Below are 20,718 nucleotides of genomic sequence, written 5' to 3' on the forward strand. Positions count from 1 at the left end.
CGCTCATGAGCAAGCCGTTGATGTACCTGCTGGCCGGCAACGGTAGCGCCGCCGATTGGTGGGATGACGCGCTGCCGCACTTCCAGCGCTACGACTTGGTGCCGCTGGAGTTGCCGGGCTTCGGTGCCAATCCCCAGCCGCCCTGCGAGGATCTCGCGGACTACGCGCAGACCTTGCTGGCGATGACGGCGCAGGGCAGCGCGATCATGGCGGTCGGGGTCAATGCGTTGCTGGTGCTGCATGCGTTGCAACGTCGCCCCGGGCACTTTTCGCGCAGCGTTTTGCTGGCGCCGGTCGGGGCGTTTTTGTGGCAGCGCCGCTTGCCGGCATTGATGTCGCCGCTGCCGATTCGCAAGACCATTCACTGGCTGCTGTCGAACAAACCCACGCTGTTCGCGCGCAAGTTTTCCAATCAGACCTGGACGCCCGCGCAGTACCAGCGCATGGGCGCCGGTTATGCGCGCTGCCGTGCATTCGTGCCGCATTGGGATCTGGTGCGGGCCGACACCGCGCTGCCGCTGCTGGAGTGGATCACCGATCCGGTCGAGCTGGTCTGGGGCGATCAGGACGCGGTGCTCGGCATCGAGCAAGCGGCAGCGTGGTCGGCGATTCTCGCCCGCGCAGATCTGACCATCAGCCTCAAACCCGGTTGGGGTCATTACCCGTGGATCGACTCGCCCGCGCAGTTCGCGCAGTGGCTGGAGTCGGGCGAGCGCGGGTTTGTTGCGCATACCAAGGGTGGGCGTTTGCGTTTGGCTGAGCTGGCCCGGCAACCGGTGCCGGCAGCGCTGACGCTCAACGATTGCAGCGATCCGCGTCTGCCGGCATTTCTCGCCGCCCAACCCGACGTGACCTGGGCGGTGCGCTCCTCCAGTTACGGCGAAGATCAGGCCGATTCGGCCAACGCCGGGTTGAGCACGACTTATCTGCGCGAGCCGACCGCCAATGTGCCAACGCGCATCGCCGAATTGATCGCCGAAGGCGTTGAGGAAGTGGTGGTGCAGCGCTTCATCACGCCGGTCGTTTCCGGGATCGCTTTTGTGCGCCATCTCTCGGTAGAGCTGGAGTGGGTTGAAGGCCATCTCGAATCGCTGGCCGACGGTCACGTCAGCCCCTCGCGCGCGACACTTTCGCGGCTTGGTGATGCCTGGCGCAGCGGCGCGTTCACGCCATCCCACGGCTTGACCGAAGAGCGGCTATGGCAATTTCTGCAAGACGTGTTGCGGGTGTTCCACTACGTCCCCGGCGACGTCGAATGGGCCTGGGACGGCGCGCAACTGTGGCTGCTGCAATACCGGCCGATCAGCGATTACGGTTGGCGCCGGCACCTGACCGCCGCGAACATCGCCGAGATCTTGCCACCGCAACCGAGCGTTTTTGTCGAGTACGCTCAGCGCCGCGCGGCGGCGAGTATCCCGGCGATCATGGCGCGTTGGGATGCGCGGGTGTTGCAGGACAACGAGCCGTTCACTGCCGTGTTCGGCGGCGCGTCCTATATCAACAATGATCTGTTTCTCGCCCGGCTGGCCGACTGGGGCATCAGCGCCAGCAACTACGCCGGTGAAGTTGGCGGGGCGACGCCGCATCTACCGTGGCAACCGCTGAAGATGCTGCGTTCGTTGCCGCTGTTTTTGCGTATGCAACGCAAGGCTCGCGGGCATTTGCTGAACCTTGAAAGCGGCTTACACCGGTTCGACCGGGAGCTGGCCGAACTCGTCGTCCAAGCTGCCGATGGCCAGCAATTGGCAGACTGGTTCACCCGGTTTTACGTGTTCGTGGTGCAAGGCAATCTGTGCATCGCCACGGCGTTGGCCAGTAGCGGCGGCGACTGGCTTGGGCGCCCGCCGACCGCGTACGACAACCTTGAAAACAGTCCGCATCGATTGCCGTGGGAAACCGATCCGGCCACCCCTCGGCCCGCGTCGAGCGATCTGCCGCTACAGCCATTCCCGCAATGGTCAGGGCTGATCCGCCTCGCGCATTCGACCGGCCTACCGGGCCTGCGCGGTTACTACCTGCAAGTGCGCGAGTGTTACCGCGACAACCTCATGCGCATCTTCTTCCGTCTGCACCAGGCCATGCCGCTGGCGGATCGCGAGCACTGGTTCGCGCCGCATCCGGACGTGCGCACCCGCGATGGCAGCTTCTGGCAGGACGGTCGCGAAGGTGCTGAGCAGGCCACCGGGTTCATGATTTATCCGGGGCAGGTGCAAGGCATCCTCGGCGCCGACATTCTGCTCGAAGACACCCTCGATCCTGGGCGACATGCGCACTATCAAACAGCGCGGGCGGTGATTGCGCGGATGGGCGGACGCTTGTCGCATGGCTCGACTTTGTTGCGCGAATTGCGCAAGCCGTCGGCGGTGATACCGCAGGTGGATCCGGCGTGGGTGGGGTGTGAGGTGGTGTATCGGGATGGGGATTTGGAATTGATCAATTCGAAGGATGCGAAGTGAAACTACGATGCCTCCGCGAATTGATCTTTGGTCTGGTCGCGTTTTTACAGGTGGATTATGTGACTGCCGCAGCTCCTGTACTGGTCGGTAACGAGCCCGGCCAGTCGCCGGTTGCGCAAGGCCCGACCGAGACAGTTGTAGACATGGGTTCGTGTCGGTTCTCCATGCCGCTGCTGCAGAACCAATGGCTGAAGTTCGACGATTTCTATTCGGTATTTATCGCAGCCAAACAACTGCCCAAACCGTCCAGCGCCCCCAGCTTGTGGCAAGCGCAGACGTCGAGTGGTGCCGATTGGCACTTCGAGAAACATGGTGACCTGAGCCTGCCGTGGTTTGGTTTGATGTGTGAAAACTCGGAGTACTTTTCGCTTCTCACCGACTGGAAACCCCCAGCAGACGATGCGTTTGCGATGCAAATCCTGCGTGATGACAACGACCGCAGGTGTCCAGCGACCCTTACCGATCAGGGCTGGGTGCCCAACTCTCTGGCGGGTCGTGCGAATACCTACACCTTCGAACAATGGGGTGGGGAGAACTCTTCGGGTTTTATCTTCGGTTTCCACGACAAGTCACGACGGCACATTACCCGCATCGCTTTTTGCCTGCTGAGGGGTAAAGACGTGCTGATTGGCTCGGCGGAATCGGGTTCATCCGCCCCGCTGGCGATCAGCAACGAAGAGTTCGAGAAAATCAGGAAAGCGGTGCGCGGCATTGCCTTCAAATGAACACACCCAAAATGCATTGCCTCGATGGAGTTACTACGTGAAAGGATTTTCGGTTCTTCTCGGCAGCTTGATATTGGCTGCCGCGTCCATGGCATTCGCTGCCGATCCAACCTTCAAGGATTACACCATCACGCCAGTTTTTACCGGCCCCAACCATAAGCTGGTGCCGCAAGAAAACAGCAGCCCAATGATGGACCAAGCACGGGTGCAAGCCCTGAAAGGCAAGGTCAACTTCGCCGGCCATTACATCCTGCACAGGCTCGGCTGTGGCGGCAGCGCGATTTGCGGCGAAGTGCTGGACGCTCAGACCGGTGAAGTGGTTGGCGGTCTGCCCAATGCTTACGACGGCAGCACGTTCGGCATGGTCTACCAGCCCAACAGTCGCCTGATCATCGTCTCCGGCATCACGCTCGACGGTGAAGAAGACGCCCAGGGGAACGCGTTGGAAAGCGGCAACCGGGACCGTTACTACGAATTTGTGAACAACGAATTCCGGCTGCTGAGCATGACCGACGTGGAATCGTCGCCGATGGATGAGGAGTGAGTGGATGAACCGTCTTCTCGCGGGCAGCCTTAAGTGGTTGATGATTGTCATGAGCCTGACAGCTTCAGCCAATGCCTTGTCTGAAAATATTGAGATCGTGGGGGTTGGCGGGCACTTAGTGACGTTGAAGGACAAGACATGGGGCAGGCCTGCTGCGGAGGCGGCGGTTGCCTCGTTTACCGCCAATGGAAAAACGTTTCCCCTCTATGTACCCGCGGTGGGTACTGAAACGCATGAGGCTTGGTTAAGTCCCGACAAGAAAACATTACTCCTCCTTCAGACTCTGTATGGCGTTGTCATTGGCCAGGAGGGTGAAGAAATCCCGACAGAGGAAACTGGTTGCGGGGTTATTTCGATGGAGACCGGTTGCGTGCTCAGTCAGCCTGCAGCCAGGTATTGCTACGGCAAGTGGGAGGGCAATCGGTGGACTTCCGGGGAAGAGGATGCGCCTGACCTCGTCATGCAGACGCCGTCTCCAAAGGACTTATTGAAGCAGGTCTCAAATATTGAGATGCCGCAATCTCGCGTGGAAGAACTCGAATTTAATCTTCGCACTATAAGTCCAGAGTCCTATATGGCTTGTCACCCACCGGCGCGCAATGTTCAAGCTTTTAACGACCTGGCTTTCTACTTGGCCGAGGGCGGTAGAGATGAACTGGCGCTGAAGTTTTATCGCGGCGTTGAGGCGGTCGGTAAACGCACGGTACTGATGTTGAACATTGCCGACTCGCTCTGGCGCCTTGATCGCAAAGATGAAGCGCAGCGCTATTACAGCCAGTACCACGACGCTATGAGCGCTGACGGCAAGGCGCAGAAAATACCTCAACGTGTAGTTGAGCGATCCGTCATTCAGGGAATGAAAAATTGAACATGTTTGCGCGTTTTATCGCGTTGTCCTTTGGATGCCTGTTTGCCTCCTGCGCGATGGCCGAGGACGACTGCAAAGAAATCACCGTGAGCGCCCAGGTCGATCGGTGCGTGGAGGCAGCCCGCAAGGAAGCCGACACGCTACTCAATGCCAGCTACAAGAAACTGCTGGGACGGTTTGAGGCTCAACAAGCGCGTGACCCTGAGCAGGGTAAAGCGCTGGGCGCCATGGCCAGAGAATCCCAGCGCGCCTGGATCAAGCTACGCGACACCACATGCCCGCTTGAAGCCACGGAAATCGAGCCTGGGGTGGCAGCGCATGTCACGACGATCAACAACTGCGTGGCCAGAATGAGTCTGGAGCGTGCGACTTATCTGGACACGATCGTCGCTGATGAGCCGGGTAATGTAGTTGACCTCAACAAGGTGTACCTGTCCGGCTCCCAGCGCTTCGGCGATGCCGTGGCACGTTATGTCAGCACCTTTGGTAGCCCATGCCTGACGGTCCAGATACTGGCGCCCAACGGCGGTTGGAGGGTGCTGTCCTCCAAGCGTTTTTGCAGTTTCGAGGGCAAGGCGTTTTGGACGGACTATGCCGATGCCGGATTTGAGGATCATGCGTTTGCCGAGGATGGGTTGCACGTGACGCTCAGTTTGACGGAGCTTCGTGGGCTCGGAGAGAAGCTCCTTGCCTGTGTGATACCGATTCAGAGCGAGCAAATCAAAGAGCTGAAGTGTGGCGCGCTTGAGCCTGGTGCATAACAGGTCCGAATAGTTTGCTGATACCCATGAACCGCTAAAGGAATGTTCGGTTTGAAATTTTCGTCTGCATTGTTTTCCGCGTTGCTCGTTTTCGTTCCTCTGGCGGCTCATAGTGAGGTCACGACCGAAGTTTTTTGCTTCCGCTCCTACGAAGGCAAACCCATAAATTTTGAATTCCGAACCTATTACGACTCTGTCGCCAAATGGAGCGGTGCTGGCGTCAAGTACAGCAAGTCGAAACAGGCTATTGGGCTGGTTCATCGCAGTACTGAACAAGAAGAGCTCGTGTATGGCCGGCCCTACCAGTACACGACAACTTGGGTTGAAGTAGTTGATGGCGCACTGACAGGTGAGTATCAGATGGTCACTCAGGGTGGCCGGGTTGATGCGATGACGTATACGAATTACAAGTCTGCAAAGAAGTATTCGTTTAAAAACGATTACAACGTGGATGCGAAACCCGAAAAAGGTTGTGAGTAGTGAAGCAGGGAATATTCAGAAAGGGGACTTAACGTCCCCTTTGTTTATCCGCAAATCTCGCTACGGCTTGGCCGCCATGCTCTTCGCTTCAATGTGATCAAGCATCCCTTCCACCATCAATCGCACCCCGTCCGCCATTCTGCTCAGAGCCAGTGCCACCGAGCGGCGAGAGCCGTGGAGGTCGTCAGCCAGATCGCAGGCGATGACGCTGATGGACAGCAGGTCTTCCGAGGCATTGGCCATGAGGGCTTCGGCGTCGGTACCGGGGGAGAGGCTGAAGAGGCCGGTTTCGCGTTTGGGACGGGGTTCGACGGCGGGTTTGAAATGGTGGTCGAGGGCGCGCTCGGCGGCTTCGTGGAATTTCTTTGAATCGGGAGACGCGTAGGGTGAGGTTGAATCAGCGTCGAATGTTTCATCAGTCATGGGTGTAAATCCTGAGCAGTTAATTGATTTTCCCCGAATACGGACTTGCACATCCGGTCACCGATTTTGCGGCGACACACAGAGCCTATCCACATCGCACCAACTCGCCTAGTTCATGGACAGCCCCGCACTTTGCAGGAAATTTCCCATAGATTCGCGGGCCGGAAGATCAAAAGATCGCAGGCTTCGCCAGCTCCTACAGGTATGTGTTTCAACAGGTGTAGGACGTTGCTCGAAGAATCGTGACTTGGTAGTCATCGTGCGGGAAATGGTCTGCATCCTCCACCAACAGAGCTAGATAGTGGCGTTATCGTCCGAATCCCTTACACTGCCCCGGCCGTTCATTTTCCTTTTGAGGCTGTGCGCATGAAATTTCGTTTTCTTCTGTGGATGCTGGGTCTGTTGATGGGTAAAGCCAGTCGGACAAATCCTGCGTTCCAGCAACAGTTGGGTGACAAGGATCTGGTGTTTCAGATGCAGACCCTGGACGGGAAGGTGGCGCGGCATTTCGTGGTCAAGGATCAGCGGATTACCAGCAAGTCTGGCGTAGTGGCAGAGCCGGCGTTTGCGATTGCCTTTAAAGATGCGGCGTATGGCTTTGCCACGATGCAGGCGAAGAACAAGCAGTTGGCGTTTATGCAGGGGATTCAGGACAAGTCGATCCAGATCAAGGGCAATCCGGCGCTGGTGATGTGGTTTCAGGGGTTGATGAAGTATTTGAAGCCGAGGAAGGCCAAGCCTAAGGCTTGAGCCTTTGGTGGCGCGGAGCGTCACGGGATGCATTCCCACGCAGAGCGGGGGGACGATCGGGGCGGTCTGGTAGACCGAGTTGGATTCTTCGCGAGCAGGCTCGCTCCCACAGGGATTTTGGTAATCCTGGGGGAGCGGGCCTGTTTGCTTTCAGGCTTGGCTGAACTGCGAGGCCAGTTCGCGTAGGAGGACTTCGGCTTCGAGGACTTTGCTGACGACGTCGTTGGCTTTTTCGCGGGTCAGGCCGACACGCTCCAGCAGCGCGTCGGGGATGTCTTCATCCGGCCCGGACCCAATGCCACGGCTGCGCAGCAGGCGCACGGCCAGGCAGACGAGGTTCGGGTATTCGGCATAGGCGCCGTCGTAGCTCGGGTCGTGCTGGAAGCGCAGGGCGGTCGCCAACTCATCCGGCATGTCCCAGTAGCGCATCAGCCATGAGCCGATCTGTTCGCGGCTGATACCCAGCAAGTGTTGCTCGATGTAGCTGTGGCACAGGTGCGGGTTGACCTCCAGGTGGCGGCAGATCAGCGAGAAGTGCGGCGGGAACACGTGGGCCAGCAGCAGGTAACCGAAGTTGTGCAGCAGGCCGGCCAGATACGTCAGGCCGGCTTCCGGGCGCTGGGCACGCGGCATGGCGCGGGTCAGGCCTTCGATGACGGCGGCGGTGTAGATCGACTGCTGCCAGTACGGCGTGGTGTGTTGCGGGTGGTCCTTCGGCAGGCTCAGGGTCTTGCCGAGGGCCAGGCCCAGCGCCAGATTGATCACCAGATCGAAGCCGAGCACGCGGACGATCGCGTCTTCCACCGAACGGATCTTGCCCGGCGACGCGTAATACGGCGACGCCGCCCAGCTCACCACTTGTGCGGCCAGCGCCGGGTCGGTTTCAACGACGCCTGTGATGTCGTCGATGGTGGCGTTCGGGTCGACGCGCAGTTTGATGATTTTTTGCGCGGTTTCGGCCAGCGGCGGAATCTCGATGGTCGCTTCCAGACGCTGCTGAATGCGCCGCGCGGTGAACGCTTGCACGGCCTGGGTGATTTCCTCGCGGTCATCGTCCGGGCGATCAAGGTTAGGACGGATGCTGCTCAGGGCTTCGCCGAAGTTGGCGGCGCTGGCTTTGGTCAGCATCGTCTTGAAGGCTTCGCTGGCGATTTCCAGCAGCACGCCCGGCTCGCCGGAGTTGATCAGCAGCTTTGGCTCACGCAGCAGGCTTTCTTCGTAGAGGCACGGCGAACTGGTCAGCGCCGGCAGGCCCGGCAGCAGGCTCAGGCTGTGTTTGCCGAGCATTTTTTCCAGGCGCTCGGTGGAGACGGCGGTCAGGCGACGCCCCGTCAGTTCGGCGAGGCGATTGAGATCCAGCAACTGGCTCTGAGGAAACAGCACCATCAGCGCACCGACCGCGTCGTCCAGCAACACCGCCTGCACTTTGCGTGAAGCATTGAGGCCGTGGTGGTCGAGCACTTCTTCGTAGGCAACGTCCAGCTTGTTGAGCAGCAGCCGAATAACAGACGGAGCGTGCGGAGTTTCGGGGGCGAGAGCAGCTTCGGTCATGGTCTGTATCCGTTTTTGAAACAATGGCAGGAGTATAACCAGCTTGGTTGGAACAAGGGTTCAGAAACTGCGACGGTGCTCACACTTGGCCGTATTGCTGTCCATGGCGCAGCCAGCGGTCGAGCAATGGGCTGACGTGGGTCGGCCAGCGTTCCAGTAAGGCTTGCGCGGCATCGCGCACGGCGGGCAGCAGGTCGGCATCGCGCATCAGGTCGGCGACTTTGAATTGCAGCAGACCGGTCTGGCGGGTGCCAAGCATTTCGCCGGGGCCGCGCAATTCGAGGTCTTTTTCGGCGATCACGAAACCGTCGTTAGTCTCGCGCATGATGCCCAAACGCTGGCGACCGATCTGTGACAGCGGCGGATGGTAGAGCAGCACGCAATGGCTGGCCGCGCTGCCCCGACCGACGCGGCCGCGCAATTGGTGCAACTGCGCGAGGCCAAGGCGTTCGGGGTTTTCGATGATCATCAGGCTGGCGTTGGGCACGTCGACGCCGACTTCGATCACCGTGGTGGCGACCAACAGTTGCAGGTTGCCGGCCTTGAATTCGGCCATGACGGCGGCTTTTTCGACAGGCTTCATGCGCCCGTGGATCAGCCCGACTTTCAGCTCGCCGAGGGCGGCGGTGAGGTCTTCGAAGGTGGTTTCGGCAGCCTGGCAGGTCAGCTCTTCCGACTCTTCAATCAGCGTACACACCCAATAGGCCTGACGGCCTTCTGCGCAGGCACCGCGCACCCGTTCGATCACTTCGACACGGCGGGTGTCGGTGACCAGCACGGTGTTGACCGGCGTTCGTCCGGGCGGCAATTCGTCGAGGATCGAGGTGTCGAGGTCGGCGTAGGCGCTCATCGCCAGCGTCCGTGGAATCGGTGTGGCGGTCATGATCAATTGATGCGGGCACATGCGCCCGCCGACGCCTTTCTGCCGTAGCGCCAGACGTTGTTGTACGCCGAAACGGTGTTGCTCGTCGATGATCACCAGTGCAAGGTTCTTGAACTGCACTTCGTCCTGGAACAGCGCGTGGGTGCCGACCACCATCGGCGCGCCGCTGGCGATCTGCTCCAGCGCGGCGACGCGGTTCTTGCCCTTGAGCTTGCCGGCCAGCCACGCGACTTCAATGCCCAGCGGTTCGAGCCAGCGCTTGAAGGTGATGAAGTGTTGTTCGGCGAGGATCTCGGTCGGCGCCATCAGGGCGACTTGATAGCCAGCCTCCAGTGCTTGCAGCGCGGCGAGGGCGGCAACCACGGTTTTACCCGCGCCGACGTCGCCCTGAATCAGCCGCAGCATCGGTTCGTGCTGACTGAGGTCGTAGGCTATTTCGTTGCCGACGCGTTGTTGCGCGCCAGTCGGGTTGAAGCCAAGGTTGGCCAGATATTTCGGTGGCAGCTTTTTCGCTTTCGGCATCGCTGGCGCGCGCAGCGAACGCATGCTTTCGCGCAGGCGTTGCTGGGACAGTTGATGCGTCAGCAGTTCTTCGAAGGCGAGGCGATGCTGGGCCCAGTGATGACCGAGGGCGAGTTCGTCGACGTCGGCATCGGCGGGCGGGTTGTGCAGGTAGCGGATCGCGTCGGCCAGTGGCGCCAGTTGATAGTCGCGGGCCAGTTCGGTCGGCAACCAGTCGGGCAGGGTGTCAGGCTTGAGCATGGTCAGCGTTTGCATGCACAACTGACGCAAACGCGCTTGGGTCAGGCCTTCGGTCAGCGGATAGACCGGGGTCAGGGTTTCATCCACTGGCGGCGGCTCGTCGCCAGTGATGGCGCGGTATTCCGGGTGGTAGATTTCCAGCCCCGAGGCGCCGGGCCGGGCTTCGCCGTAGCAGCGAACCCGCGTGCCGCGCTTGAGGCCTTCTTTCTGTGCGTTGCTGAAATGGTAGAAGCGCAGGCTCAGACCGCCGGTGCCGTCCTGCAAACGCACGACGAGACTGCGGCGGCGGCCCATGACCACGTCGGCACCGCTGACGGTGCCTTCGACCACGGCGTCCTGTCCCGGTCGCAAGTGGCCGATCGGCACCACGCGGGTGCGATCCTGATAACGCAGCGGCAGGTGAAACAGCACGTCCTGCAGATTCTCCAGACCGACCTTGGCCAATTTTTCGGCCATGGCTTCGCCGACACCCTTGAGTGCCGTCACCGACACTTGCGACAGCTCCGTCATGACGCTCGCTTAACCGGCGGTGACCGGTGCCGCAGGTTTGGCAACCGAGCACAGGCGAATGGAGTCGGCGAGGATCTCGATGGCTTTCGGGCGCGGGAAACTCGCGCGCCAGGCAATCGCCACGGTGCGGAATGGCACCGGTGGCGACAGGGGGCGCACTTCGATCACGCCCGGGGCGTAGTGATGGCTGTCGACTGCCGACAGCGGCAGGATCGAGATGCCCAGACCGGAGGCGACCATGTGGCGAATGGTTTCCAGCGAGCTGGATTCGACCGTGGTGTGCTTGGCGCCGTCGTTGCCCTTGGTCAGGGTCGGGCAGGCTTCGAGTACCTGATCACGGAAGCAGTGACCTTCGCCAAGCAGCAGCAGGCTCTTGTCGTTGAGCAGGCCGGCGTCGATGGTTTCTTTTTGCGTCCACGGGTGCTGGGCCGGCATCAGGACGTAGAACGGCTCGTCGTAGAGTTGCAGGGTCAGCACGTCAGCTTCGTTGAATGGCAGGGCGATGATGATCGCGTCGAGCTCGCCGTTGCGCAGTTTGTCGCGCAGCACGTGGGTGAAGTTTTCTTCGATATACAACGGCATCTGCGGGGCGACCCGGTGCAGTTGTGGAATCAGGTGCGGGAACAGGTACGGGCCGACGGTGTAGATCGCGCCGATTTTCAGCGGGGCGGTCAGCTGGTTTTTGCCGGCCTGGGCCAGTTCGCGAATGCCTTGGGCCTGTTCCAGCACTTTCTGCGCCTGGGCGACGATGCCTTCGCCGACCGGGGTCAGGCGCACGGCGCTTTTGCTGCGCTCGAAAATCAGCACACCGAGTTCGTCTTCAAGCTTTTTCACGCCCACCGAAAGGGTCGGCTGGCTGACGTGGCAACGCTCGGCCGCGTGGCCGAAGTGCTGCTCTTGGGCGAGGGTAACGATGTAGCGTAATTCTGTGAGAGTCATAGCAAGCGTCCATGAAGGTGCGGGCCAAGCATACCGGCTGCGATCGATAGACGCACGTTATCAGACTGAGGGCTGAGTGCGACACCGGGCAATGCCGGTTTGCCGTGCATGGATATGCAAAAGGCACCTTTCGGTGCCTTTATCTCGATCCAACCGTCACCACATAACCCTGTGGGAGCGAGCCTGCTCGCGAAAGCGCTGGGTCAGACAAACATGAGCTGACTGACGCGACCTCTTCGCGAGCAGGCTCGCTCCCACAGGTATTGCGGTGTTACTTAGCGGCGACGTTCCAGCGAGTAAACAAACGGCGCAACAATTTCGATTGAGCCATTGGTCAACATGTCGGCCGGTGGCTTGGGCAGCGGTTGCGCACGGCGGATCATTTCCAGGGTGGCCCGGTCCAGATCGGCGTTGCCTGAGCGGCCCACCAGTTCGAACGACAGCACGTTGCCTTCGCCATCGACCACGAAGCGCAGACGGTTCAAGCCTTCCTTGCCACGTGCCTGAGCACTCTGCGGGTACTTTTTGTACTTGGCCAAATGCGCAAGCAGCGTGCCTTGCCAACTGGCCTTGGCAGCCATTTGTGCCGGCGACGGACCCGGTGCCGGTGCAGCGGATTTCTCCGTCGGCGCTGGAGTCGGTGGCGTGTCGGCCGGTTTTTCCTCGGAAGGTTTTTCCTTCGGCGGATCGGGCAGCTTCTTCTCGACCGGCTTCGGCGGTTTAGGCTTTGGCTTCGGCTTGGGTTTCTGCACCGCGATTTCGGCTTTCGGTGCTTCGGCGAGTTTTGGAATCGGCAACTCTTCAACCGGAGCCGGTGGCTGCGGTGGTGTGACGACTTTCGGCGGAGCAGGCGGTGGCGGGGCCGGAGCCGGTGCCAGCTCGACCATCATCGCCTGTGGAGGCAATTCGATGGGCGGGCGGGCGGTCCAGTTCATGGCCAGTGCGATGGCCAGCGCATGGACGCCCAGCACCAAGGCCAGGCTACCGCTGTAACGCGTCAGCTTATGGCGCGTCGTGATCATTTCTTGACTGCGCTCTCGAGGCCGACCAAACCGACTTTCAGGTAGCCTGCTGCGCGAAGGTTATCCATCACGCTCATCAGGTCGCCGTAATCCACGCCTTTGTCAGCCTGGAAGAAGATCGTCGTGTCTTTCTTGCCCTTGGTGCGAGCGTCGAGGGTGGCGCCCAGTGCTTCAGGCTTCACTTCGTCTTCGCCGAGGAACAGGCGCTGGTCAGCCTTGACGCTGAGGAACACCGGTTTCTCTGGCCGCGGTGCCGGTTTGGCGGTCGAGGCAGGCAGGTCGACTTTGATGTCCACAGTGGCCAATGGAGCGGCCACCATGAAGATGATCAACAGCACCAGCATCACGTCGATGAACGGCGTGACGTTGATTTCGTGGTTCTCGGCCAGATCGTCGTCTGCGCCTTCTTTCAAATGCAGGCCCATGGCCGATTACCCCACTTTCACCATGTGCGGTTGCGAGCTGCGCTCAGGCTGGTGGTCGAGGTCACGGCTGACCAGCAGCAGGACTTCTGCCGACGCATCGGACACCTGCGCCTTGTAGCCGGCGATGGAGCGGGCGAACACGTTGTAGATGACAACGGCTGGAATTGCCGCGACCAGACCCAGTGCGGTGGCCAGCAGCGCTTCAGCGATACCTGGCGCTACGACGGCAAGGTTGGTGGTCTGGGTTTTGGCGATGCCGATGAAGGAGTTCATGATGCCCCACACGGTGCCGAACAGACCGACGAACGGTGCGGTGGAACCGATGGTTGCGAGTACGCCAGTGCCGCTGCTCATGTTGCGACCGCAGGCGGCGACCAGACGCTCGAGACGGAAGCTGACGCGCTCCTTGATGCCTTCTTTCTCGCGGCTGTTGGTCGACAGGCGCATCTCTTCAAGGGCGTCGTGGACCAGCAGGTTGGCAAGGGTGCCTTCTTTTGCGGCAGTGGTGCTGGCTTCTTTAAGCGTGGTGGCTTTCTTCAGGGCGGCGATTTCACCCCGCAGACGACGCTTGGCGCCCATCAGCTCGAAGCCTTTGGCGATCCAGATGGTCCAGGTGATGATCGACGCGATGGCCAGGCCGATCATCACGATTTTCACGATGATGTCGGCGTTCTGGTACATGCCCCATGGCGACAGGTCGTGGGCCATGCCCAGTGTATTGTCGGCTTCGAGCGCTTGCGGCGCATCGGCAGGCGTAACGTCGAGGGTCTGGACCGGAGCGGTCGCGTCAGGTGCGGCAGCCGCAGGCGCGGTCTGTTCGGTAGCAGCCGGTGTCGCAGGCGCTTGAGCGTCGGCGAAAGCAGCGGTCGGTGCCAGCATCAGGCTGAGCAGCAGAGCCGCCAGAGCGCTCCAGGCGCGAGGTCGGTTGGTTGGCGAAGCGGGGTTTTGATTACGTGTCATGCTGGCCGGACCTGAGATAGAAAAACGGTAATGCTCTTCCAGGCCTCGTGAGGCCGAGAACAAAAGTGGCCTGCATTATTGCAAGTAATTCTTGTTAACAAAAGTAATAGAGTATCTTTTTTTCCTTGATTGCTAGCCGCACGACTCTTGCCAAGGCTAGTCTGTCGCTTTCCGATGGGAGTTTTTTGATGTCCGCGCCTTCTGTTTTGATTGCTGGTTGTGGTGATGTCGGCAGTCGTCTGGCTACGCAATTGCTGACCGCTGGCTGGGAAGTTCATGGTCTGCGCCGCAATGTCTCGCGCTTGCCGGACGGTGTTGTCGGCGTTGCCGGCGATCTGTTCAACGAAGACTGCCCGGCGACCTGGCCGGTGGGTGCCGTGGATTATCTGGTGTATTGCGCAGCGGCGACCGATCACGATGAGGCCGGCTATCGCGCGGCTTACGTGCAGGGTTTGCAGAACGTGCTGAGCTGGCTGGGCGACTATGGGCAAATGCCTGAGCGCCTGATCTTCGTGTCCAGCAGCAGTGTCTACGGGCAACTGGACGGCGAGTGGGTGGATGAGACTTCCGAAACCGTCGCCACCGGTTACTCAGGTCGATTGATGCTCGAAGCCGAGCAGGTGGCACTCAATAGTGGAATCCCGGCGAGCGTCCTGCGCCTGACCGGTATCTACGGCCCGGGCCGTGAATGGCTGCTGACGCAGGTGCGTCGTGGTTATCGCGTCGCCGTTGATCCGCCGTTGTATGGCAATCGCATACATGCCGACGATGCAGCCGGATTGCTGGCGTTCCTGCTGGAGAAGGATCGTCAGGGCGTGAAGCTGGAGGATTTCTATATCGGCGTTGATGATGCACCGGCGCCGTTGGCTGAAGTAGTGGGTTGGTTGCGCGAGTATTTGGGTGTAACGGAATGGGCGGAAGATGCCAGCGTGCGGCGCACCGGCAGCAAGCGCTGCAGCAATGCCCGGGCTAAAGCGTTGGGCTGGATGCCGAAATACCCAAGTTATCGCGAAGGCTATGCTGCGATCCTCGAAGGTAAATGCTGACTCCCAGACACCCCTGAAAACAACTGTGGGAGCGAGCTTGCTCGCGAAGAGGGAGTGTCAGGCAACTTTAATGTCGACTGATCCACCGCTTTCGCGAGCAAGCCCGCTCCCACAGGTTTATGTGTTGTTCTCAGCGCGTGCTTACTGCTTCTCGAGCAACCACTTGCGCTCGCCCGGCGTGTACTGCGGCATTTCATCCGCCAGCGCGGTGTTCACCGCCTGGAAGATCTCCAGTTCCTTGCCCTTGCGCGCAAAGATATAGGCATTGCCCTGACCATTGAGTTGCAGCCACATGTTGTCATTGTTGCTGCTCATCGAAGCGCAATCGCCCGCCAGGCACAAGGCATAACGGTCGGCGCCCGGCAGGCCGCTGACTTGGCCGTCGGCCTGGAACTGCACGGTGCCGCCTTCTCCTTGGCCGCTGGCAATCTTCCAGTTGCCGCCCATGTAGGCGGAATACAGTGCGCGTTCGAAACTGGCGCCAATCGGCGCGCCTTCCGGTACCGGAATCTGCGCGCGGTCAAAAACCTGTTCCGGTTCGTTTTCGCTGGCGGCTTGTTGCAGTTGCCCGCCGTCGCGTTTCAGTTCGCTGGCCGAGCTGCCATAGAAGTCGACTTTCCAGGCGCCGGACTGTTCGCCCAGCAGCCGTCCTTCGACGTTCTCAAAACCGTTGGTGTAGCGGGCCTGACTGGCCTTGGTGTTGACGTCCCACTCCAGGTTCGGGCCGTAGGCCTGAAGCGCTTCGCGCAGGGGGCCGCCCTTGGCTGCGGCATCGATCGCCACCTGATTGATCCAGGTGCCGCTGATGTCACGGTCGGCGGGGTTGCTGGCGCAGCCGCCGAGGAAAATGGCGAGCAGCGGGAGAGCTAGCGCTTTGCGCATGGTGGAATCCTTTCAAAACCTTTTCTTGCTGAGCAGTCGGCGCGGCGTTTGAGGGCCGCGCCGTGCGCATCACTCGATGACCAGAATGGCATCCATTTCAACCTGCGAACCCTTTGGCAGGGCAGCTACGCCGATGGCGGCTCGGGCCGGGTATGGCTGGTCGAAGTACTTGCCCATGATCTCGTTGACCTTGGCGAAGTGGCTCAGGTCGGTGAGGAAAATGTTCAGTTTGACGATGTCCTTGAACGAACCGCCGGCGGCTTCGGCCACGGCTTTGAGGTTCTCGAACACCTGGACGGTCTGGGCTTCGAAGCCTTCAACCAGTTCCATGGTTTTTGGGTCCAGAGGAATCTGACCCGACATGTAGACGGTGTTACCGGCCTTGATTGCCTGAGAGTAAGTACCGATGGCGGCTGGGGCCTTGTCGCTGGTGATAACAGTCTTGGTCATGTATGACTCCTTGTTAGGTGTGAGTTATGCACGCATGCGGGTGATGCGGATCACCCCGGTCAAGGCGCGCAGCTTCTTGATTACGCGGGCCAGGTGCACACGGTCGTGGACGCTGACCACCAGTTGCACGACGCTGATGCGACCATCGCGTTCGTCCATGCTGATTTTCTCGATATTGCCGTCGGCTGCGTTGACGCTGCTGGCCAGCAGCGCAATCAGGCCGCGCTGGTGTTCCAGCTCGACGCGCAGTTCGACGTTGAATTCGCCGGTGACATCCTTGGCCCACGAGAGCTGGATGCATTTTTCCGGGTTGTGCCGGACCTCGCTGATGTTGCGGCAGTTGTCCAGGTGCACGACCATGCCTTTGCCCGCCGACAAGTGACCGACAATCGGGTCGCCCGGGATCGGCGTGCAGCATTTGGCGTAGCTGAGAACCAGGCCCTCGGTGCCGCGAATCGCCAGCGGGCCTTCGGGGCTTGGCAGTTGTTCGCCCTCGCCAAGCAGGCGGCGCGCCACTACATAGGCCATGCGATTGCCCAGACCAATGTCTTCGAGCAGGTCTTCGATCAGTTCGAGGCGGTATTCGGTGAGCATCGCCTTGACGCGCTCGGCCGGGATCTTTTCCAGGGCGCTGTCGAAACCATTGAGCACCTTGTTCAGCAGGCGTTCGCCGAGGCTGATGGATTCGGAACGGCGCTGCAGTTTCAGTGCATGGCGGATGTGCGTGCGCGCCTTGCCGGTAACCACGAAGTTGAGCCACGCCGGGTTTGGTCGCGCGCCGGGCGCGCTGACGATCTCGACTGTGGAGCCGCTTTGCAGCGGTTCGGACAGCGGTGCGAGGCGGCGGTTGATCCGGCAGGCAATGCAGCTGTTGCCGACGTCGGTGTGTACCGCGTAGGCAAAGTCGACCGCCGTGGAGCCTTTTGGCAGCTCCATGATCCGGCCTTTTGGCGTGAAGACGTAGACCTCGTCCGGGAACAGGTCGATCTTCACGCTTTCGATGAATTCCAGCGAGTTGCCGGCACGTTGCTGCATTTCCAGCACGCCTTTGACCCACTGACGAGCGCGGGCATGAGTGCCTTTGGGCTGCTCGTCACCGCTGGACTTGTACAGCCAATGGGCAGCGATGCCGTTGTTGGCCATCTCTTCCATTTCACGGGTGCGGATCTGGATCTCGATCGGTACGCCGTGCATGCCGAACAACGTGGTGTGCAGCGACTGATAGCCGTTGGCCTTGGGGATCGCGATGTAATCCTTGAAGCGCCCCGGCAACGGTTTGTACAAATTATGTACAGCGCCTAGCACGCGGTAGCAGGTATCGACCTTGTCGACGATGATCCGGAACGCGTAGACGTCCATGATCTCGTTGAAGGCCCGACGCTTGCCGCGCATTTTCTTGTAGATGCCGTAGAGGTGTTTCTGGCGACCGCTGACTTCGCCCTGGATGCCGTCGATTGCGAGGCAATGGCCGAGGGATTCTTCGATCTTGTTGACGATTTCCTTGCGGTTGCCCCGGGCGCGCTTGACCGCCTGGTAGATCCGCGCGGAACGCATCGGGTGCATGGCCTTGAAGCCGAGGTCTTCGAATTCGATACGAATCGCGTGCATGCCCAGGCGGTTGGCGATGGGTGCATAGATCTCTAGGGTTTCTTTGGCGATCCGACGGCGTTTTTCGCCGGACAGCACTTCCAGCGTACGCATGTTATGCAGGCGGTCGGCGAGTTTGACCAGGATCACGCGAATGTCGCGTGCCATGGCCATGGCCATTTTCTGGAAGTTTTCCGCCTGGGCTTCGGCCTTGGTCTCGAAATTCATCTGGGTCAGTTTGCTGACCCCGTCGACCAGTTCGGCCACGGTTTCACCGAACTGCGCTTGCAGCGCTTCTTTGGCGATACCGGTGTCTTCGATCACATCATGCAGCATCGCGGCCATCAGGCTCTGATGGTCCATGTGCATGTCGGCAAGAATATTGGCCACAGCAAGAGGATGCGTGACGTACGCCTCGCCGCTGCGGCGGCGTTGGCCGTCGTGGGCTTGTTCGGCGTAGAAATACGCTCGGCGGACCAGGTTGACCTGGTCATTGCCGAGGTAGGTCGATAAGCGATCGGCGAGGGCGTCTATGCTCGGCATGATGACTCCTGCCGTTGGCTGTGACCCCGCGCCGTGCTACGTCGACCAGGCATAGACTTAGACGGCCTCGTTGGACTCGTCCTCGAACGCTGCGAACAGCGGTTCGTCTTCGACGATTTCAGCGTTGGCGATGAACTCGTAGCTCATCAGGCCTTCAGCGATTTCACGCAGCGCTACAACGGTAGGCTTGTCGTTTTCCCACTGAACCAGTGGCTCTTTGCCGCCGGTGGCCAGTTGACGGGCACGCTTGGTGGACAGCATGACCAGCTCAAAACGGTTTTCCACGTGGTTCAGGCAGTCTTCAACGGTTACGCGGGCCATGGTATTCCTCGGAGCGAATGCAATATGCGCGCTGCCCGGTTGGGCGAGCGGACTCAACAGTTTAAAAAATCACCAGCGATTAGGGAAGCGCTGATTTTTTGACCAAGCCCTTCAACGCGCTGCAAGTGCCAATGTAAAGCCCTTGCAGCGGTTTTGGGAAGCTCTGTTTAGCCGAGCAGTTCAGCCAGCAATTTGCCGAAACGCACCTGTTGGCGCTTCTGTTGCAGCTGATTGGCGCGGAAAATCGCCTTCAGATCGTCCAGCGCATGAGCAAAGTCGTCGTTGATGATCAGGTAGTCGTACTCAACGTAGTGGCTCATCTCATTGACCGCTTCGCGCATCCGCCCGTCGATGATCTCGTCGCTGTCCTGGCCGCGATTCGTCAGGCGCTGGTGCAGCGCTTGCAACGATGGCGGCAAAATGAAGATCGAGCGGGCCTGCGGCATCAGCTTGCGCACTTGCTCGGCGCCCTGCCAGTCGATTTCCAGAATCAGGTCGTGGCCTTCGTCCAGAGTTTGTTGCAGATGGCTTTGCGAGGTGCCATAGAAGTTGCCGAACACTTCGGCGCGCTCGAGGAAATCACCGTGCTCGCCCATCTTTACAAAGGCTTCGCGGGTCACGAAGTGATAGTTCACGCCGTTCACTTCACCCGGACGCATGGCGCGGGTGGTGTGCGAGATCGAGACGCGGATCTCCGGGTTGGCGTCGGTCAAAGCCTTGACCAGGCTGCTCTTGCCCGCGCCCGATGGCGCGGAAATGATGTACAGGGTGCCGGTGCTGTGGGTCATGTCGGGGTAGCCTTACTCAATATTCTGCACTTGTTCGCGCATCTGCTCGATCAACACCTTGAGGTTGACGGCGGCCTGGGTGCTGCGCGGGTCGAAGGCCTTTGAGCCCAGTGTGTTGGCTTCGCGGTTGAGCTCCTGCATCAGGAAGTCCAGGCGACGTCCGGCCGCACCACCGGACTTGAGCACCCGGCGAACTTCAATAATGTGGGTGCTCAGACGATCCAGTTCTTCGGCCACGTCGCTCTTTTGCGCGAGCATGACCATTTCCTGTTCCAGGCGCTGCGGATCCATCTCGGCCTTCATGTCGGCGAAACGGTCGAGAACTTTTTGGCGCTGGGTGGCGAGCATCTGCGGAACCAGTTCACGCAGGGTCACGACGTCTTCTTCGATGGAAGTCAGGCGCTCGTTGATCAGTCGCGCCAGTTCCGCACCTTCACGTTCGCGGCCGGCCTTGAGCTCTTTCAGACCTTGAGTGAACAGGGCCAAGGCTTCGGCGTTCAGCGCTTGCGGGTCGGTTGCATCGGCAACCAGCACGCCAGGCCAGGCCAGCACTTCCAGTGGATTCAGCGCGGCGGGGTTTTTGATCAGGCCGGCGATCGTCTCTGCGGCAGCGACGAGTTGCGCGGCGCGCTCGCGATCGACTTGCAGCGGCTTGCCGGTGCTTTCTTCAGTGAAGCGCAGGGTGCATTCCAGTTTGCCCCGCGACAGCCCCTGACGCAGCGCTTCACGCACGGCGCCCTCGAGGTCGCGAAACGACTCTGGCAGGCGCAGGTGCGGTTCCAGATAGCGGCTGTTGACCGAGCGCAATTCCCAGCTCAGGGTGCCCTGGACGCCGGCCTTTTCGACGCGGGCGAAGGCGGTCATGCTGTGCACCATGGCGGTGACCTCGCAATGCAGATCGGCGCAGAACTTCAGTTCCGCAGACGCGATATGAATGAATTTAAGCCGACTGGCAGCAAAGGCGCAGGATTGTAGCGCAGTGCGGCGAATGCGCCCAAACACACGGTGTGACAAAGGGCTGCAGCCCGTCGGTAATCAGTGT

At 60.3% G+C, this 20,718-nt stretch carries 21 protein-coding genes; 8 read left to right on the forward strand and 13 right to left on the reverse strand.

Features of this window, described 5'->3' with window-relative positions; all coding sequences use genetic code 11:
• The first annotated feature begins 5 nt into the window (after positions 1 to 5).
• The 6 genes from CKW18_RS05875 (at position 6) to CKW18_RS05900 (ending at position 5,834) form a co-directional block, all read left to right on the forward strand.
• Complete coding sequence (locus tag CKW18_RS05875) at positions 6 to 2,456, forward strand: alpha/beta fold hydrolase (protein WP_095187902.1); 2,451 nt, start codon at positions 6 to 8, stop codon at positions 2,454 to 2,456.
• On the forward strand, positions 2,453 to 3,181 hold the full coding sequence (locus tag CKW18_RS05880) for a hypothetical protein (RefSeq protein ID WP_095187903.1): 729 nt from the start codon (positions 2,453 to 2,455) through the stop codon (positions 3,179 to 3,181). Before CKW18_RS05875 ends, CKW18_RS05880 begins: the two co-directional genes overlap by 4 nt.
• Before the next feature lie 88 nt (positions 3,182 to 3,269).
• On the forward strand, positions 3,270 to 3,725 hold the full coding sequence (locus CKW18_RS05885) for a hypothetical protein (protein ID WP_095187977.1): 456 nt from the start codon (positions 3,270 to 3,272) through the stop codon (positions 3,723 to 3,725).
• Between the two features lie 4 nt (positions 3,726 to 3,729).
• A complete protein-coding gene (locus CKW18_RS05890) occupies positions 3,730 to 4,593 on the forward strand; it encodes a type IV pilus biogenesis/stability protein PilW (RefSeq protein WP_095187904.1) in 864 nt (287 codons plus the stop codon).
• A gap of 2 nt (positions 4,594 to 4,595) precedes the next feature.
• Entirely contained in the window at positions 4,596 to 5,354 is a 759-nt protein-coding gene (locus CKW18_RS05895; RefSeq protein ID WP_095187905.1) for a lysozyme inhibitor LprI family protein, read from the forward strand.
• A 51-nt stretch (positions 5,355 to 5,405) separates the two neighbouring features.
• On the forward strand, positions 5,406 to 5,834 hold the full coding sequence (locus CKW18_RS05900; protein ID WP_095187978.1) for a hypothetical protein: 429 nt from the start codon (positions 5,406 to 5,408) through the stop codon (positions 5,832 to 5,834).
• Positions 5,835 to 5,894: 60 nt separating this feature from the next.
• Here the strand turns inward: CKW18_RS05900 and CKW18_RS05905 are convergent, their stop codons facing one another.
• A complete protein-coding gene (locus CKW18_RS05905; protein ID WP_095187906.1) occupies positions 5,895 to 6,257 on the reverse strand; it encodes a DUF6124 family protein in 363 nt (120 codons plus the stop codon).
• Between the two features lie 366 nt (positions 6,258 to 6,623).
• Between CKW18_RS05905 and CKW18_RS05910 the strand changes: the two genes are divergently transcribed.
• A complete protein-coding gene (locus tag CKW18_RS05910) occupies positions 6,624 to 7,007 on the forward strand; it encodes an SCP2 sterol-binding domain-containing protein (protein WP_095187907.1) in 384 nt (127 codons plus the stop codon).
• Positions 7,008 to 7,157: 150 nt separating this feature from the next.
• On the opposite strand, the gene CKW18_RS05915 is transcribed toward CKW18_RS05910, so the two are convergent.
• From CKW18_RS05915 to exbB, 6 genes are all read right to left on the reverse strand, one after another.
• Positions 7,158 to 8,558, reverse strand: coding sequence for an aminoacyl-tRNA deacylase and HDOD domain-containing protein (locus tag CKW18_RS05915; protein ID WP_095187908.1), 1,401 nt, complete (start codon positions 8,556 to 8,558; stop codon positions 7,158 to 7,160).
• 79 nt (positions 8,559 to 8,637) lie between these two features.
• Complete coding sequence (gene recG / locus CKW18_RS05920) at positions 8,638 to 10,713, reverse strand: ATP-dependent DNA helicase RecG (protein ID WP_095187909.1); 2,076 nt, start codon at positions 10,711 to 10,713, stop codon at positions 8,638 to 8,640.
• Positions 10,714 to 10,722: 9 nt separating this feature from the next.
• Positions 10,723 to 11,652, reverse strand: a complete 930-nt coding sequence (locus CKW18_RS05925) for a hydrogen peroxide-inducible genes activator (protein ID WP_095187910.1) — start codon at positions 11,650 to 11,652, stop codon at positions 10,723 to 10,725.
• Between the two features lie 275 nt (positions 11,653 to 11,927).
• Positions 11,928 to 12,674, reverse strand: coding sequence for an energy transducer TonB (locus CKW18_RS05930; RefSeq protein WP_095187911.1), 747 nt, complete (start codon positions 12,672 to 12,674; stop codon positions 11,928 to 11,930).
• On the reverse strand, positions 12,671 to 13,099 hold the full coding sequence (gene exbD, locus CKW18_RS05935) for a TonB system transport protein ExbD (RefSeq protein WP_095187912.1): 429 nt from the start codon (positions 13,097 to 13,099) through the stop codon (positions 12,671 to 12,673). Before exbD ends, CKW18_RS05930 begins: the two co-directional genes overlap by 4 nt.
• Before the next feature lie 6 nt (positions 13,100 to 13,105).
• Entirely contained in the window at positions 13,106 to 14,059 is a 954-nt protein-coding gene (gene exbB / locus CKW18_RS05940; protein WP_095187913.1) for a tonB-system energizer ExbB, read from the reverse strand.
• Positions 14,060 to 14,247: 188 nt separating this feature from the next.
• Between exbB and CKW18_RS05945 the strand changes: the two genes are divergently transcribed.
• Complete coding sequence (locus tag CKW18_RS05945; RefSeq protein ID WP_095187914.1) at positions 14,248 to 15,105, forward strand: SDR family oxidoreductase; 858 nt, start codon at positions 14,248 to 14,250, stop codon at positions 15,103 to 15,105.
• Positions 15,106 to 15,246: 141 nt separating this feature from the next.
• Here the strand turns inward: CKW18_RS05945 and CKW18_RS05950 are convergent, their stop codons facing one another.
• The 6 genes from CKW18_RS05950 to CKW18_RS05975 all read right to left on the reverse strand — a co-directional run bounded on the left by CKW18_RS05950 (position 15,247) and on the right by CKW18_RS05975 (position 20,552).
• Positions 15,247 to 15,987: a hypothetical protein gene (locus tag CKW18_RS05950; RefSeq protein ID WP_095187915.1), complete on the reverse strand. Its 741-nt coding sequence runs from the start codon at positions 15,985 to 15,987 to the stop codon at positions 15,247 to 15,249.
• 69 nt (positions 15,988 to 16,056) lie between these two features.
• Positions 16,057 to 16,437 (reverse strand): RidA family protein, encoded by a 381-nt coding sequence (locus CKW18_RS05955; protein WP_003229509.1) that lies wholly within the window; start codon positions 16,435 to 16,437, stop codon positions 16,057 to 16,059.
• A gap of 24 nt (positions 16,438 to 16,461) precedes the next feature.
• Complete coding sequence (spoT, locus tag CKW18_RS05960) at positions 16,462 to 18,567, reverse strand: bifunctional GTP diphosphokinase/guanosine-3',5'-bis pyrophosphate 3'-pyrophosphohydrolase (RefSeq protein WP_095187916.1); 2,106 nt, start codon at positions 18,565 to 18,567, stop codon at positions 16,462 to 16,464.
• A 57-nt stretch (positions 18,568 to 18,624) separates the two neighbouring features.
• The gene (rpoZ, locus tag CKW18_RS05965; RefSeq protein WP_007894670.1) at positions 18,625 to 18,888 is read right to left on the reverse strand and encodes a DNA-directed RNA polymerase subunit omega; all 264 of its coding nucleotides are present in this window, start codon (positions 18,886 to 18,888) and stop codon (positions 18,625 to 18,627) included.
• Between the two features lie 167 nt (positions 18,889 to 19,055).
• Positions 19,056 to 19,676: a guanylate kinase gene (gene gmk, locus CKW18_RS05970; protein WP_042561759.1), complete on the reverse strand. Its 621-nt coding sequence runs from the start codon at positions 19,674 to 19,676 to the stop codon at positions 19,056 to 19,058.
• A gap of 12 nt (positions 19,677 to 19,688) precedes the next feature.
• Positions 19,689 to 20,552: a YicC/YloC family endoribonuclease gene (locus tag CKW18_RS05975; protein ID WP_095187979.1), complete on the reverse strand. Its 864-nt coding sequence runs from the start codon at positions 20,550 to 20,552 to the stop codon at positions 19,689 to 19,691.
• Between the last annotated feature and the right edge of the window lie 166 nt (positions 20,553 to 20,718).

It is taken from the genome of Pseudomonas sp. Irchel 3E19 (assembly GCF_900187585.1).
GTDB lineage: Bacteria > Pseudomonadota > Gammaproteobacteria > Pseudomonadales > Pseudomonadaceae > Aquipseudomonas > Aquipseudomonas baetica.

Coding starts and splice junctions, on each gene's coding strand:
- CKW18_RS05875 (WP_095187902.1), top strand. CDS start 6: ATGAGCAAGCCGTTGATGTACCTGCTGGCCGGCAACGGTAGCGCCGCC.
- CKW18_RS05885 (WP_095187977.1), top strand. CDS start 3,270: ATGGCATTCGCTGCCGATCCAACCTTCAAGGATTACACCATCACGCCA.
- CKW18_RS05890 (WP_095187904.1), top strand. CDS start 3,730: ATGAACCGTCTTCTCGCGGGCAGCCTTAAGTGGTTGATGATTGTCATG.
- CKW18_RS05895 (WP_095187905.1), top strand. CDS start 4,596: ATGTTTGCGCGTTTTATCGCGTTGTCCTTTGGATGCCTGTTTGCCTCC.
- CKW18_RS05905 (WP_095187906.1), bottom strand. CDS start 6,257: ATGACTGATGAAACATTCGACGCTGATTCAACCTCACCCTACGCGTCT.
- CKW18_RS05910 (WP_095187907.1), top strand. CDS start 6,624: ATGAAATTTCGTTTTCTTCTGTGGATGCTGGGTCTGTTGATGGGTAAA.
- CKW18_RS05915 (WP_095187908.1), bottom strand. CDS start 8,558: ATGACCGAAGCTGCTCTCGCCCCCGAAACTCCGCACGCTCCGTCTGTT.
- recG (WP_095187909.1), bottom strand. CDS start 10,713: ATGACGGAGCTGTCGCAAGTGTCGGTGACGGCACTCAAGGGTGTCGGC.
- CKW18_RS05925 (WP_095187910.1), bottom strand. CDS start 11,652: ATGACTCTCACAGAATTACGCTACATCGTTACCCTCGCCCAAGAGCAG.
- CKW18_RS05930 (WP_095187911.1), bottom strand. CDS start 12,674: ATGATCACGACGCGCCATAAGCTGACGCGTTACAGCGGTAGCCTGGCC.
- exbD (WP_095187912.1), bottom strand. CDS start 13,099: ATGGGCCTGCATTTGAAAGAAGGCGCAGACGACGATCTGGCCGAGAAC.
- exbB (WP_095187913.1), bottom strand. CDS start 14,059: ATGACACGTAATCAAAACCCCGCTTCGCCAACCAACCGACCTCGCGCC.
- CKW18_RS05945 (WP_095187914.1), top strand. CDS start 14,248: ATGTCCGCGCCTTCTGTTTTGATTGCTGGTTGTGGTGATGTCGGCAGT.
- CKW18_RS05950 (WP_095187915.1), bottom strand. CDS start 15,987: ATGCGCAAAGCGCTAGCTCTCCCGCTGCTCGCCATTTTCCTCGGCGGC.
- CKW18_RS05955 (WP_003229509.1), bottom strand. CDS start 16,437: ATGACCAAGACTGTTATCACCAGCGACAAGGCCCCAGCCGCCATCGGT.
- spoT (WP_095187916.1), bottom strand. CDS start 18,567: ATGCCGAGCATAGACGCCCTCGCCGATCGCTTATCGACCTACCTCGGC.
- rpoZ (WP_007894670.1), bottom strand. CDS start 18,888: ATGGCCCGCGTAACCGTTGAAGACTGCCTGAACCACGTGGAAAACCGT.
- gmk (WP_042561759.1), bottom strand. CDS start 19,676: ATGACCCACAGCACCGGCACCCTGTACATCATTTCCGCGCCATCGGGC.
- CKW18_RS05975 (WP_095187979.1), bottom strand. CDS start 20,552: ATGGTGCACAGCATGACCGCCTTCGCCCGCGTCGAAAAGGCCGGCGTC.